At 63.1% G+C, this 13,171-nt stretch carries 11 protein-coding genes; 6 read left to right on the forward strand and 5 right to left on the reverse strand.

The features are described from left to right. Positions 1-12: 12 nt before the first annotated feature. Complete coding sequence (locus NL532_RS06755) at positions 13-1,578, reverse strand: phytoene desaturase family protein (RefSeq protein ID WP_023828386.1); 1,566 nt, start codon at positions 1,576-1,578, stop codon at positions 13-15. Next, complete coding sequence (locus NL532_RS06760) at positions 1,565-3,184, reverse strand: phytoene desaturase family protein (protein ID WP_023690118.1); 1,620 nt, start codon at positions 3,182-3,184, stop codon at positions 1,565-1,567. Before NL532_RS06760 ends, NL532_RS06755 begins: the two co-directional genes overlap by 14 nt. A gap of 202 nt (positions 3,185-3,386) precedes the next feature. Here NL532_RS06760 and NL532_RS06765 point away from each other — a divergent pair, with 202 nt between their 5' ends. From NL532_RS06765 to NL532_RS06785, 5 genes are all read left to right on the forward strand, one after another. Continuing rightward, complete coding sequence (locus tag NL532_RS06765; RefSeq protein WP_023690119.1) at positions 3,387-4,187, forward strand: class I SAM-dependent methyltransferase; 801 nt, start codon at positions 3,387-3,389, stop codon at positions 4,185-4,187. A gap of 27 nt (positions 4,188-4,214) precedes the next feature. Further along, positions 4,215-4,895, forward strand: a complete 681-nt coding sequence (gene betI, locus NL532_RS06770; protein ID WP_023690120.1) for a transcriptional regulator BetI — start codon at positions 4,215-4,217, stop codon at positions 4,893-4,895. A gap of 58 nt (positions 4,896-4,953) precedes the next feature. Next, positions 4,954-6,036 carry an ABC transporter substrate-binding protein gene (locus NL532_RS06775; protein ID WP_023828387.1) on the forward strand — a complete coding sequence of 361 codons (1,083 nt, stop codon included), beginning with the start codon at positions 4,954-4,956 and terminating at the stop codon, positions 6,034-6,036. Between the two features lie 116 nt (positions 6,037-6,152). Then, positions 6,153-7,229: an extracellular solute-binding protein gene (locus NL532_RS06780; protein ID WP_023690122.1), complete on the forward strand. Its 1,077-nt coding sequence runs from the start codon at positions 6,153-6,155 to the stop codon at positions 7,227-7,229. Then, on the forward strand, positions 7,226-8,521 hold the full coding sequence (locus NL532_RS06785; RefSeq protein WP_023828388.1) for a flavin monoamine oxidase family protein: 1,296 nt from the start codon (positions 7,226-7,228) through the stop codon (positions 8,519-8,521). Before NL532_RS06780 ends, NL532_RS06785 begins: the two co-directional genes overlap by 4 nt. Before the next feature lie 40 nt (positions 8,522-8,561). Here NL532_RS06785 and NL532_RS06790 read toward each other — a convergent pair whose 3' ends face one another. The 3 genes from NL532_RS06790 to NL532_RS06800 form a co-directional block, all read right to left on the reverse strand. Beyond that, positions 8,562-9,635, reverse strand: a complete 1,074-nt coding sequence (locus NL532_RS06790; protein WP_023828389.1) for an ABC transporter ATP-binding protein — start codon at positions 9,633-9,635, stop codon at positions 8,562-8,564. A gap of 91 nt (positions 9,636-9,726) precedes the next feature. Continuing rightward, positions 9,727-10,551 (reverse strand): ABC transporter permease, encoded by an 825-nt coding sequence (locus NL532_RS06795; protein WP_023670071.1) that lies wholly within the window; start codon positions 10,549-10,551, stop codon positions 9,727-9,729. Next, a complete protein-coding gene (locus tag NL532_RS06800) occupies positions 10,548-11,465 on the reverse strand; it encodes an ABC transporter permease (RefSeq protein ID WP_023701363.1) in 918 nt (305 codons plus the stop codon). Before NL532_RS06800 ends, NL532_RS06795 begins: the two co-directional genes overlap by 4 nt. A 293-nt stretch (positions 11,466-11,758) precedes the next feature. Here NL532_RS06800 and NL532_RS06805 point away from each other — a divergent pair, with 293 nt between their 5' ends. Beyond that, positions 11,759-13,171: an aminotransferase gene (locus tag NL532_RS06805; protein ID WP_023670068.1), complete on the forward strand. Its 1,413-nt coding sequence runs from the start codon at positions 11,759-11,761 to the stop codon at positions 13,169-13,171.

A 13,171-nucleotide genomic window follows, 5' to 3' on the forward strand; every position in this document is an offset into this window, starting at 1 on the left:
TGAAACATCCGGTCATCCCTTCGTCGCTATGATGCGCCGCGCCGCATTAAAACCGGGAGCACCCGAAACGCCGCCGCCTGGATGCGAACCGGCGCCGGCCAGGAACAGCCCCTCGATCGGCGTGTCGTAGCCCGACCAGCCGGAGACCGGCCGCGACATCAACATCTGGTCGGCCTGCAATTCGCCGTGGTGCCAATGGCCGCCCGGCATGCGGTAGTTGGCTTCGATATCGGCTGGCGTCAAAAGCTCGGCATGCAGCACGGACTTGCTGATACCGGGGGCGTAGGCTTCGAGCTGCGCCATGACAGCGCTGAGGAATTTCGGCTTGCCAGCGTCCCAGCCCTCTTTCAGCGCATAAGGCGCGTATTGCACGATCGCCGACAGCACGCAGGCGCCGCTTGGCGCGAGCGACGGGTCGGAGAGCGAGGGCAGTGTGATCTCCATCACCGGTTCGGCTGAGAACTCGCCATATTTTGACGGGTTGAAGGCGCGCTCGACATGGTCGGGCGAGGGCGCGATGACCAGACGGCCCTTGTGATTATCGGCGCCGACGCCGGAAAATTGCGGTTGCCGTTCGAGCGCCAGATGGAGCTTCGCCGCGTCGCCCCTCATGCGGATGTTCTTTACCTTGCGCACGAAACCCGTGTCGAGCTCGCGCGGGCCGACGAGATCGAGCATGGTCGTCGCCGGGTTGATGGCGGAGACGATCGTTCTGGCGTGCAGCACCTCGCCGCCGTCGAGGGTCACGCCGAGGGCGCGCCCTTTCTCGACGACTATTCTGGCCACGGGCGCTGCCGTGCGGATGGTGACGCCGGCTTTCTCCGCCGCCGCGCGAATGGCGGCAACGACCGCACCCATACCACCTTTCGGCAGCATCTGTGCCCCGGCCGCACCGTCAGTCTCGCCGGCCAGCCGGTAATAGAGGCCAAGCAGCGAGGTCGGCGAACGCGGGCCGAGGTGGCTGCCAAGCGTGGCGTCGAAGGCAAGCAGGCCCTTCAGCCTGAGATCGGCAAGCTGTTCGTCGAGCAGGTCGGCGACGTTCAACAGGAGCACCCGCAGGAAATCGCGCATGTCTTCCTTGCCGAGCTTTTTCAGCGCCACGGCCGTCTGGCCGAGCGCTGCGGTTTCAAGCAGGGACATGCCACCGAGATCGGGCGGGCGCCGCGACAGGAACGGTTTCAGGATGCCGGCATAGCGCATGAGTTGCGCGCGCAATTCCTTCCAGGCGGACTGCTCGGACGGAGTGGAGCCGGTCAGCACTTCGCCATAGGCGCCATGCAGGACAAGCGGCGGGCCGTCCCTCGCCAAGGCGACCGACGGAATGAAGTCTGCGCGGGCGACCTGCAGCCCGTGTTTCTCCAGCTCCAATATCTTCACCACGTCGGGGTGCAGGCGGTTCAGCACATGCGCGATCGAGGAGACCCGAAAACCTGGCGCAAACTCTTCGGTGCGCGCCGCGCCGCCGACATCGCCGGCCGCTTCCAGCACCAGCACCTTGCGGCCGGCTTTCGCCAGAGTGGCGGCAGCGACAAGGCCGTTATGGCCGCCGCCTATGATGATGGCATCAAATGACGTCATGGGCCGGGCTCATATGGGAGGTCGATTTGGCGAGGTCGCGCAGGATCTCGGCTGCCGCATTGCGGCCGGGTGCGCCCATGACGCCGCCGCCGGGATGTGTCGAGGAGCCGCACATATAGAGCCCGCCGACCGGCGAGCGGTATTGTGCGTAGCCCGGCACCGGGCGGTTGAACAGCAGCTGGTCGAAGGTCAGCTCGCCCTGGAAAATGTTGCCTTCGGTGAGGCCGACCTCGGCTTCGATCTCGCGCGGCGTGCGCACCTCCATATGGACGATGCGGTCGCGGAAGCCTGGCGAGTATTCGGCGATCTGCGCAACTACGCTTTCGGCGAAACCGTCGCGGTCGGCATCGGTCCAGTCCTGGCCCTTGACCTTGGGCGGTGCGTACTGCACGAAGCAGCTCATGAAATGCTTGCCCGGCGGCGCCATGGTCGGGTCGAGCGTCGTTGGGATGACCATGTCGAGGAATGGGTCGGCCGACCAGCGACCGGCCTTCCAGTCGTCATAGGCGCGCTCCATGCGCTCCATGGAATCGGTGAAATGCATGTCGCCGCGATAAACGGGTGAATCCTTCGGCAGTGCCGGGAATTCCGGCAGAGAATCCAGCGCGATGTTGACCTTGCCGGAGGAGCCGCGGATCTTGAAGTTCCTGACCCGCCGCAGGAAAATGTCGGGCAGTTCCTTCTCCTCGACCAGTTTCAGGAATGTGCGTTTGACGTCGGCGTTGGAGACGACGAGCTTGCCGTAGACCTCCTCGCCGCCGGCCAGCACCACGCCCTTGGCCTTGCCTCGGCTCACCAGCACATGGTCGACCTCGGCGCCGGTGCGGATAGCGCCGCCGGACGCCTTGAATGAAGCGGCGAGCGCCTTGGTGACGGCGCCCATGCCGCCGCGCGCATAGCCCCAGGCGCCGACCGAGCCGTCGACCTCACCCATATAATGGTGCAGCAGCACGTAGGCTGTGCCGGGCGACATCGGCCCGAGCGCGGTACCGATAATGCCGGACAAAGCGAAGTTCGCCTTGATGACATCGGTCTCAAAATATTCGTCGAGGAATTCCGAGATCGACATGGTCCAGAAGCGCAGCGTCAGCGCCATTTCTTCTGATGACAGGCCGACGAATTTCTTGCCGAGATAGAGAAGCTCTCCGAGGTCGCGCGGCTTGAGACTGGCCGGGTCCGGTGCGGTGCGCATCAGCAGCGGCTGGATGAAACGGCACTGCCGCGTCACGTCGCGCGAATAGCGGTCATAGGCCTCCGCGTCGCGCCTGGAGAAGCGGGCGAATTCGCGCCGGTGCGCATCGTGGTCACGGTAGTTGGCGAGGTAGTCGCCGTCGCGGGTGAACACGGCGCCGCCTTCATAGGAAATAACCTGCAAGCCGAAACGCGGCAGTTCGAGGTCGCGCATGATCTCGGGGCGAAACAGCGAGCAGACATAGGAGCAGTTGGAGTAGAGGAAGCCCGGCGTCAGCTCGCGGCTGGTGGCGGCGCCGCCGACCCAGTCGTTCTTTTCCACCACCAGCACGTCGAGCCCGGCGCGTTGCAAATAGCTGGCGTTGACCAGGCCGTTGTGTCCGCCGCCGATGACGATCGCATCCCAAGCTTTCATTCGCGCCCAGCCTTCATGGTGCTCGACCCTTCATTTTTCGCGTGATTTGTCGCCGAATGCGCGGAATTTGGCACGGCAGCGGCTATTCTGTCCAGCCGTTCTGAATGAATGTTCAACAAATGATATTGCGTTTTCCTGTTAATACGCTACGCTTTGCCGGCATTCGAACCTGCGCAATTCGGCTGACGGGACTTAAGGTCTGATGATCGAAACGGCAGATGGCGAGCCGGAATATGACGACGCCGCGATCCGCTTCCTCGAGGCGCTGTGGGGCGAGGGCTATCTGTCGCCGGGCGGACCAGACGAGGTCGACCGGGTGGTCGAAGGGCTGTCGCTCAGGGGCAAGACGATCCTCGACATCGGCTGCGGCTCCGGCGGCATCGCGCTGCATCTGGTGGAGCGCCACGGTGCTGCTCATGCCACCGGCTTCGACATCGAGCGGCCGGTGATCGAGGCGGCCAGAAAGCATGCCGCTGCACGAGGGCTTTCAGACCGCGCCAGCTTCGTCCAGGCGCCGCCGGGGCCGCTGCCTTTTGCCGACGCTTCGTTCGATGTCGTCTTCTCCAAGGATGCGCTGGTGCACGTGTCCGACAAGGACGCGCTGTTTGCGGAAATCTTCCGCGTGCTGAAGCCGGGCGGCGTCCTTGCCGCCTCCGACTGGCTGATCGGCCATGACGGCGAGCCGTCATCTGAGATGAAGGCCTATGTCGCGGCCGAAGGCCTGTCCTTCGCCATGGCCTCGCCGGCACGCTATGCGCAAGCGATGCGCAGCGCCGGCTTTGCCGATGTCACTGTGAAGGACCGCAATTCTTGGTACCGCGAGGTCGCACGCGGCGAGCTGGAAAGGCTGAAAGGCCCGCTCTACGAGACGGCGGCAGTCGCGGTCGGAGCGGCCTATGTCGACAAGAACATCAAGACCTGGGAAGCCATGCAGAAGGTGCTTGACAGTGGCGAGCACCGTCCCACTCATCTTCGCGGGTGGAAGCCGGCTGTGGTGGGATAGCCGGCAATGTGGAGCATGACGGCACCGATGAAAGCTGCAGCGCGCGAAGAGCGATCCTCCGACACGTCTGGAAAAACCGAGCCGGAAAAACGCGGCCGCAAGGCGTCGAAGGAGGTCAGGCAACAGCAGCTGATCGAAGCGACCATCGATTCGCTGGCCAAGCGCGGTTATTCGGAAACGACGATGGCCGATGTCGCTGACGGCGCCGGCCTGTCGCGCGGCATCGTCAACTTCCATTTCGAGAGCAAGGAGAAGCTGCTCGTCGCCACGCTGGCCTATATGGCCGACGAATATGCGGCGCATTGGCGCGTCGCGCTGACCAAGGCCGGCGAGGATCCAGCCCGGCAGCTGCGGGCGCTGGTCGCCGCCGATTTCGACCGTTCGATCTGCAACAAGCGCAAGCTCGCGGCGTGGTGCGCGTTCTGGGGCGAGGCCAAGTCGCGGCCGACCTACCAGGCGCTGTGCGGCGCGCGCGACGCGGCCTACCAGAAGATCTTCATCGACCTCTGTGCCACGCTCAAGCAGGGCGGTGGTTATGGCTATGAGCCGCAGGTCATGGCGCTGGCGCTCAGCGCCATGCTGGAGGGCTTGTGGCTGCGGCTGATGATGGGGACCGAGGACGTCACCCGTGAGAGCGCGCTACAGGCGGCAAACGAATTCCTGTCGGCCGCCTTTCCGAAGCACTACCCGCCGGACAGCGGACGTTGACAACAACCGGCGGATCCAAGCCGGAGCGAACAATCAGAAACAAAGAGGATGGAACAGCATGAAAAGAATAGCCCGACGCCTGACACTGACATTGGCGCTGACGGCGACGCTGGCTGGTTCGGCCGCGGCGATTGCGGTCCCCGCCGACAAGGACCTGATCGTGTTCGACTGGTCCGGCTATGAGGACCCGAGCTTCCACCCCAAATATGTCGAGAAGAACGGCGACTCGCCGACCTTCGCCTTCTTCGGCGACGAGGACGAAGTCTTCGAAAAAGTGCGCTCCGGCTTCAAGGCCGATCTTGGTCATCCCTGCTCGCAGAGCGTGACAAAGTGGCGCGAGGCGGGGCTGCTGCAGCCGCTCGACACCTCGAAGATCACCGGCTGGAAGGATCTCAATCCCGGCATCATGGCGATGAAGGATCTGGCCACCACTTCGGACGGCAAGGCCTGGTTCATGCCGTGGGACTGGGGCAACACCCAGCTCACCTACAACTCCGACAAGATCGACGCGAAGGATGTGCAGTCGCTGAAGGCCTTCGCCGATCCCAAGTTCAAGGGGCGGGTCTCGATCGGCGACAATGTCGACGACGCCTATGCGCTGGCCAGCCTTGCCATGGGGCTCAAGGACTGGACCAAGATGACGGACGACCAGTTCAAGCAGGCGTCCGACTTCCTGCGCCAGGTGCACAAGAATGTCCGCTCCTACTGGACCGATACCACGGACGTCGTCCAGTTGCTGAGCGGCGGCGAGGTCGATCTCGCCTGGGCATGGAACGATGCCACGGTACAATCCGTCGCTGCCGGTGTGCCGATCAAGTCCAAGAAGGATACGGACGAAGGCATCTCGACCTGGGTCTGCGGCTACGTGCTGTTCAAGGACGCACCCGGCAATGTCGACAAGGCCTATGACTACCTCAACGCGATCAACGATCCCGAGACCGCCAAGGTGCTGGTCAAGGACTGGGGTTATGGCCAGGCCAACGCCAAGGGCATGGCCGGCGTCGACCCGGCGATCCTGAAAGAAAAGGGCTATGACGATGTGCAGAGATTCGTCGACAAGACCCTGTTCCAATCGCCCGTGCCGTCGTCGCTCAAGCTCAAGATGATCGCCGAATTCGAGAAGATCAAGGCGGGGTACTAAAGCTCTGTCCGGCTTCCTCCGTCTGCCTGTCAGTGCGCCGGGCAGACGGTCTCGCCAAGGCCGCTGAAATTCCGTAACGTCGCCCGGCCGCTTTTCGCGATGAGGAGTTTCGCGCCATGAATTCCATGCTTCGCCGCCTTGCTCTTGCTGCCGCCCTTACGGTCGGCGCAGGCGCCGTGCTTGCTTATGCCGAAGGCGGCGGAGACCTCGTCGTGTTCGACTGGTCGGGTTATGAAGATCCGTTGCTGCACCCCGACTACACCGCCAAATACGGCGCCGAGCCGACCTTTGCTTTCTTCGGCGACGAGGAGGAAGCGTTCCAGAAGATGCGCGCCGGCTTCAAGGCCGACATCGCCCACCCCTGCTCGCAAAGCGTGACCAAGTGGCGCGCGGCCGGCATTCTGCAGCCGCTCGACACCTCCCGGATCGCCGGCTGGCAGGATCTCAATCCCGGCATCATGGCGATGAAGGATCTCGCCGTCACCGCCGACGGCAAGGCCTGGTTCATGCCGTTCGACTGGGGCAACACTTCGCTGCTCTACCGCACCGACAAGGTCACGGCGGAGGAAGCGCAGTCGCTGAAGATTTTCGCCGATCCCAAATTCAAGGGCCGCGTCACCATCGGCGACAATGTCGATGACGCCTATGCGCTGGCCAGCCTGGTCATCGGCCTCAAGGACTGGACCAAGATGACCGACGCGCAGTTCCAGGAGGCGTCCGCCTTCCTGCGTGACGTCCACAAGAACGTCCGCTTTTACTGGACCGACGACACCGACCTCAACCAGGCCTTTACCGGCAATGAGGTCGACCTCGTCTGGGGCTGGAATGAGACCTTCGTGACGCTCAAGGGCCAAGGCATGCCGATCGCCATGAACCGCGACACGAGGGAAGGCATATCCACCTGGGTGTGCGGCTATGTGCTGATGAAGGATGCGCCGGGCAAGCTCGATCAGGCCTATGATTTCCTCAGTGCGGTCAACGCGCATGCCGTGTCCGATTACTTGGTCAAGACCTTCGGCTACGGCCACGGCAACAGCGCCGGGATGGCCGCGATCGACCATCAGGTGCTGAGCGACCGTGGCTTCGACAATCTCGACAAGTTCTTGGACAAGACGCTGTTCCAGCAGCCGGTGCCGCCTGAGCTCAAGCAGCGCATGGTCACGGAATTCGAGAAGATCAAGGCCGGCTATTGAGCGACAGGACTGAAAGAACCGATGTCGTCATCGTCGGCGCCGGTTTCACGGGCCTGTCGGCTGCGCTTGAGCTGAGAAAGGCCGGCATCGATGTCGTGCTGCTCGAAGCACGCGACCGCGTCGGCGGCAGGGTCGAGGCTATTCGCAACGGGCTTGGCGAGCGCATCGACAGCGGCGGCCAGTTTTTCTGCGAAGACATGCCGGAGGTGACGGCGCTGGCCGCGTCCCGTGGCAAGGCCTTCGTCGAAACCTATGTGAATGGCGATTTCATCACCCATCCGTCGCTGTCGGTCGAAGAGGCCGAACGGATCTATCATGGCGCGATGGCAATCCGCGAGCGGATGAATGCGATCGAGCCGGACGATCCCTCGATCGCCGGCATGAGCGCTGCCGCCTGGCTCGAACGCCAGCCTGATCCCACTGACGCCAAGACGGCTTTCCGCTCGATGATCGAAGGCCTGTGGTGCCTGGCGATGGACAAGGTGCCGCTGTGGTACCTCATCGACAATGACCGCCGCATCACCAACGAGGTGCCCGAGCTGCAATATTCGCTGCTCGAAACCATGCAGTCGCTGGCCGAGGACATGGCGGGAGATCTCGGCGACAGGGTTTGGCTGAACGAGCCGGTTACGCGCATCGAGCACGGGCCGCAAGGGGTTCGTGCCGTCTCGGCAAGCAGCGCCATCGAAGCGCGAAAAGTGCTGGTCGCGCTGCCGCCGGCGACGGCCGCGAAGCTGGATTTCGCGCCCGCTCTGCCGCCGGCTCTCGCAAAGGCGCTCGGCGTCTGGGAAAGCGGTGCGGTGATCAAGATCCTGGTGCGCTATCCCACGCCGTTCTGGCGCGAGCGCGACCTGTGCGGCATGGTGATGTGGCGCGACCTGCCGGGCCTGTTCGCCTGTGACGCCAGCAAGGATGCGCAACATGCCGCGCTGGTCGTCTTCGTCGGCGGACCACTGGCGTTGCGTTGGCGTCCGCTCGCGAACGCGGCGCTGCGTGCGGAGGTCACGGCAAGGCTCGTTGATGCCCTTGGCCCGGAGGCGGCCGGCATTATCGATTTCAGCCAGCGCGACTGGATCGATGACCGCTGGAGCGGCGGCGCCTACAGCGACCTAATTGTCGATGTGACGGCACGGGATGCCGAGCGCACGATCCGTGCCGGCGCTGCCCCGGTTCATTTAGCATCGTCGGAACTGTCGCCGTCATTCCCGGGCTATGTCGAAGGCGCCATCGTGATGGGGCGGATCGCAGCCAAACAGATCGCGACGGAACTTAAAATTCTTAGTGGAGCATGATCTTATTCCGAAAATCGGTTCCCACTTTTCGGGATCATGCTCAGTCCGCCATCGCCACCAGGGCCTCGGGATCGTAGCCGAGGCGGACCGAAGTGCCGACGGGGATATCGTCGGCGCCGAAGTCGTTGGTCTCGGTGACCGACAGTGGCTTTTCCAATCCGGGTATCTCGACGATGAGATGGGTGATCTCGCCAAAATAGTGGCGTTCGACCACCTTGCCGGCCACTTCGAATTTCGCCGTCGCGTTGTCCCACAGCACGCGCAATCGCTCCGGCCTGATGCCCAGCATGGCGCCGCCGCCATTGCGCACGAAGGCCTTCGGCTTGTCGGTCCTGACCCGGCCGAAGCCCAGCGTGTCGACGACCAGCGAGGCGGCATTCTCCTCTATGATCTGCGCTTTTACGAAATTCATGCCGCCGAGGAAATCGGCGACCTGGCGGTTGACCGGCCGCTGGTAGATTTCCTTGGGCGAGGCGACCTGGGCGATCTTGCCGCCGAACATTACGGCGATGCGGTCGGACATAGCGAGCGCCTCATACTGGTCATGGGTGACCAGCACGAAGGTGATGCCGACCGCCTGCTGCAGGCGGCGCAGTTCGACCTGCATCTGCTCGCGCAATTTCTTGTCGAGAGCCGACAGCGGCTCGTCGAGCAGCAGCACCTTGGGCCGCATCACCAAGGCGCGGGCGAGCGCCACGCGCTGGCGCTGGCCGCCGGAAAGCTCGGTGGCGAGGCGTTTGCCAAGGCCGGTGAGCGACACCTGCGCCAGCCCTTCCTCGACGCGGCGCTTTTCTTCCGTTCCTCCCAGCCTGAGCCGTTTCAGCCCATAGGCGACATTCTGCTCGACATTGAGATGCGGGAAGATGGCATAACTCTGGAATACCATGTTGGTCGGCCGGCGGTTGGCGGGGATGCCTTCCATCGACTGGCCGCCGACCGAGATCGAGCCGCTGGTCGGGTTGTCGAAACCGGCAATCATGCGCAGCAGCGTAGTCTTGCCGCAGCCGGAAGGGCCGAGCAGCGAAAAGAATTCGCCCTCCTTGATGGTCAGCGAGGCGTCGTCGAGCGCCTTGAACGCCCCATAGCTGCGGGTAACGCTGCGGATTTCGATCATTGCTCGGTCGGTTTGGGGTCGATCAGATTGGGCCCGCTCGGACTTATCTTGCTTGGATGGTTCATCCTGAGGCCGTTCGGCCCGGGACTGCTCAGGCATAGAGGCCTCCCTCGCTCTGGGTGCGTCTGGCCGCATGGCGGCGCAGGATCTCGGCAACGGTCATCAAAACGAAAGAGGCAACCAGCAGCAGCGTGCCCAGCGCCAACACACCCGGCAGCTTGGCGGCAAAGCGCAACTGGCCCCAGATATAGATCGGCAGCGTCGTCTCGGTGCCGGTCAGGAAGAAAGCGATGACGAACTCGTCGAGCGAGATGGTGAAGCAGACCAGGAGGCTGGAAATGATCGCCGGCGCCACCATCGGCAGCGTCACCCGCCGGAAGGTGCCGAAGGCACTCTCGCCGAGATCGGCGGAGGCTTCTTCGAGGCTGCGGTCGAAGCCCTCGAAACCGGCGGTCAGCACCGTCATCGAATAGGGAATGCAGATCAGGACATGGCCGAGTACGACGGTGAACAGCGAAAGGCTCAAGCCCAGTTGCAGCATGACCAGCAGCATGGAGATGGCGAGGATGATTTCCGGCAGCACCAGCGGCGCCATGATCAGGCCATTGATTGTGCGGCGGCCGGGATAGCGGTAGCGGGTGATCGAGCGGGCGGCGAGGATGCCGAGCAGCGTCGCCAGCACCGATGCCGAGATACCGACGATCAGGCTGTTCCAGGCGGCGTCAAGCAGCGCCGGCGTCTTCGGCAGGTCTTGGTACCATTTCAGCGTATAGCCGGTGAGAGGAAATTTTGGCGTCGGCGCGGTGTTGATCGAGAAGATCGGCAGGAAGATCACCGGCAGATAGAGAAAGACGACGTAGAGGAAGGCGTAGGCGGACAGCCAGCCGCCGGGAAAAAGGCGCCGCCTCGCTGTCATCGCGCCAGCCTCTGCAGCGCGCGGATGATGAGCACGGTGGCGCCCGCCATCAGCGTCACGACCAGCATGGTGGTCACGGACAGTGCCGCGCCGAGTGGCCAGTTGGAGGCCTTATGGAACTGCGACTCGATGGCATTGGCGATCATCACGCCATCCTTGCCGCCGACCAGCCTTGGGGTGACATAGTCGCCGACGGTGGGGATCATGACGATGAGAGCGGCCGAGATGACGCCCGGCGCCGACAGCGGCAGCGTCACGCGCAGGAAGGAGCGCAGCGGGCCGTCGCCAAGATCGGTGGCAGCCTCGACCAAGGTGCGGTCGACCTTCTCGAGCGAAACGAAGATCGGCAGGATGGCGAAGGCCGCCCAGGCGTGTGTGAGCGTGATGATGACGGCGCTGGAATTGTAGAGTAGCGCGGTCGATGGTTCGTCGATGATGCCGAGGCCCATCAGGCCGGAATTCAGCACGCCATTATAGCCGAGGATGACTTTCCATGACATCACGCGCAGGAGATAGCTGGTCCAGAACGGGATGGTAATCAGGAACAGCCACAGGCTCTTGTGGCGACCGCCATGGAACGAGATGAAATAGGCGATCGGATAGGCGAGGATGACGGTGAAAAAGCTCACCGTCAGCGAAATGTAGAGCGAGCGCCAGAGCAGATCGCGGTAGATCGGCTCGGTCAGCGCGATGCGATAATTCTCCAGCGTGAATGTATGGTCGATGGTGAGGTAGTTCTGCGTCCAGAAGGAGTGGGCGAAGACCACCAGGATCGGCACCAGCAGCAGGATCAAAGCGTAGACCAAGGTCGGGCTGATCAGGGCAAGGCCCTGGACGGACTCGGACTGCAGAAGGGCGTTTCGCCTTGCTCGCGTCATGCGCCGCGTGGGCACCCCTTCGGCAGCTACCGTCATTGCAGCGACCCGGGCGTGATCTCGGTTGCTGGCTCGAACTGTTCCGCCATGATGCTCCCTTCGACCGGGCCGGCTGCCTGTTCCCAATTTTTGCGGAGCGCGCTTTGCTGGCCGAGCTCCAAGCTTGCCGGCTTTCTTTCATCATGAGCGCATCCGTGCATTGAAATCAAGCGCTATTTCTGTAATATTGATTGAACGGACATTCAAAATGGAGTGAAGAAAGCCGGCTTTCCTGGCCTTGGCGCTTCATGTTCTGTCCGGTGAAAATTACGCTCAGACGATGCGAGGCAATGATGGCGGCTGCAAGAGACCTAAGAGCGATGGAAATGGCTGACGGTGGCGATGCGGTCGAGCTGGCCAAGCGCCATCTCATCCAGCCCTGGCCTTATGCCGGCTCGGTCGGCAATGAAGCGCGTGCGCTGATTGGCGAGGGCGATGGCATCTACATCACCGATGTAACAGGCAAGCGACTGATCGACGGGCCGGCCGGCATGTGGTGCATCAATGTCGGCCACCGCCGCGAGGAGCTGGCCAGGGTGATGTACGACCAGGCGATGATGCTGTCCTACAACACGCCCTGGTATACGATGAATGCGCCGTCGGCCGAGCTCGCCAAGCGCCTCGCCGATCATGCGCCGGGCGATCTCAGCCATACCTTCTTCACCACCGGCGGATCGTCGGCTGTCGAGACGGCACTGCGCTTCATGCAGTTCTACAACAATGTGCGCGGGCGGCCGGAAAAGAAGCTGATCCTCAGCCGCGGCGGCGCCTATCACGGCTCGACCTATCTGTCGGCCTCGCTCAACGGCCGGCCGCGCGACCGCGACTGGATGGACGGCGCCGACGATCTGGTCGTCAAACTGTCCTCGCCAGACCCGTTCCGGCGGCCGAAAGGCATTGACATCGCCGCCTTCTGCGATTTCCTGGTCGATCAGTTTCGCGATACGGTCGCCCGCGTCGGCGCAGAGAAGATCGGTGCTTTCGTCGGCGAACCGGTGCAGGCATCCGGCGGCGTCGTCGTGCCGCCGGATGGCTATCTCAAGCGCATTCGCGAAATCTGCAGGGACAACGATATCCTCTATATCTCCGATGAGGTGGTGACCGGCTTCGGGCGGCTCGGCCATGTCTTTGCCTCCGGCGATGGCTTCGGCATCGACCCCGACATGATCACCTTCGCCAAGGGCGTTACATCAGGCTATTTCCCGCTTGGCGGCGTCATCATCTCGGAGCGGCTGCTTCAGGAAATGCGCCGTTCCAACCATCCCGATGCGATGTTCGGCCATGGCCTGACCTATACCAGTCATCCCATCGGCTGCGCGGTGGCGCTGAAGAACCTCGATATCCTGGAAGACAGCGTGCTGGCCCACACGCGCGATGTCGCGCCCTATTTCCAGGCGCAGTTGAAGACGCTGGAGGAACTGCCGCTGGTTGGCGAAGTCCGCGGCATGGGCCTGATGGGCTGCGTCGAGTGCGTAGCCGACCGCGAAAGCAAGGATCCGCTGCAGCTCGACAAGGATGTCGGCAAGCGCATCGACGCGCATTGCCACGAACTCGGCCTCCTGGTCCGGCCGCTGATCAACATGTGCGTGATGTCGCCGCCGCTGATCATCACGCGAGAGCAGATCGACGACATGGTGGCGATCCTGCGCGAAGGCATTTCGCGGACCATGGACGATCTGCGCAAAGAGGGCGTGTGGCAGGGGTGA

The organism is Mesorhizobium sp. C120A, assembly GCF_030323105.1.
Lineage (GTDB): Bacteria > Pseudomonadota > Alphaproteobacteria > Rhizobiales > Rhizobiaceae > Mesorhizobium.

Coding starts and splice junctions, on each gene's coding strand:
- NL532_RS06755 (WP_023828386.1), bottom strand. CDS start 1,578: ATGACGTCATTTGATGCCATCATCATAGGCGGCGGCCATAACGGCCTT.
- NL532_RS06760 (WP_023690118.1), bottom strand. CDS start 3,184: ATGAAAGCTTGGGATGCGATCGTCATCGGCGGCGGACACAACGGCCTG.
- NL532_RS06765 (WP_023690119.1), top strand. CDS start 3,387: ATGATCGAAACGGCAGATGGCGAGCCGGAATATGACGACGCCGCGATC.
- betI (WP_023690120.1), top strand. CDS start 4,215: ATGAAAGCTGCAGCGCGCGAAGAGCGATCCTCCGACACGTCTGGAAAA.
- NL532_RS06775 (WP_023828387.1), top strand. CDS start 4,954: ATGAAAAGAATAGCCCGACGCCTGACACTGACATTGGCGCTGACGGCG.
- NL532_RS06780 (WP_023690122.1), top strand. CDS start 6,153: ATGAATTCCATGCTTCGCCGCCTTGCTCTTGCTGCCGCCCTTACGGTC.
- NL532_RS06790 (WP_023828389.1), bottom strand. CDS start 9,635: ATGATCGAAATCCGCAGCGTTACCCGCAGCTATGGGGCGTTCAAGGCG.
- NL532_RS06795 (WP_023670071.1), bottom strand. CDS start 10,551: ATGACAGCGAGGCGGCGCCTTTTTCCCGGCGGCTGGCTGTCCGCCTAC.
- NL532_RS06800 (WP_023701363.1), bottom strand. CDS start 11,465: ATGACGGTAGCTGCCGAAGGGGTGCCCACGCGGCGCATGACGCGAGCA.
- NL532_RS06805 (WP_023670068.1), top strand. CDS start 11,759: ATGGCGGCTGCAAGAGACCTAAGAGCGATGGAAATGGCTGACGGTGGC.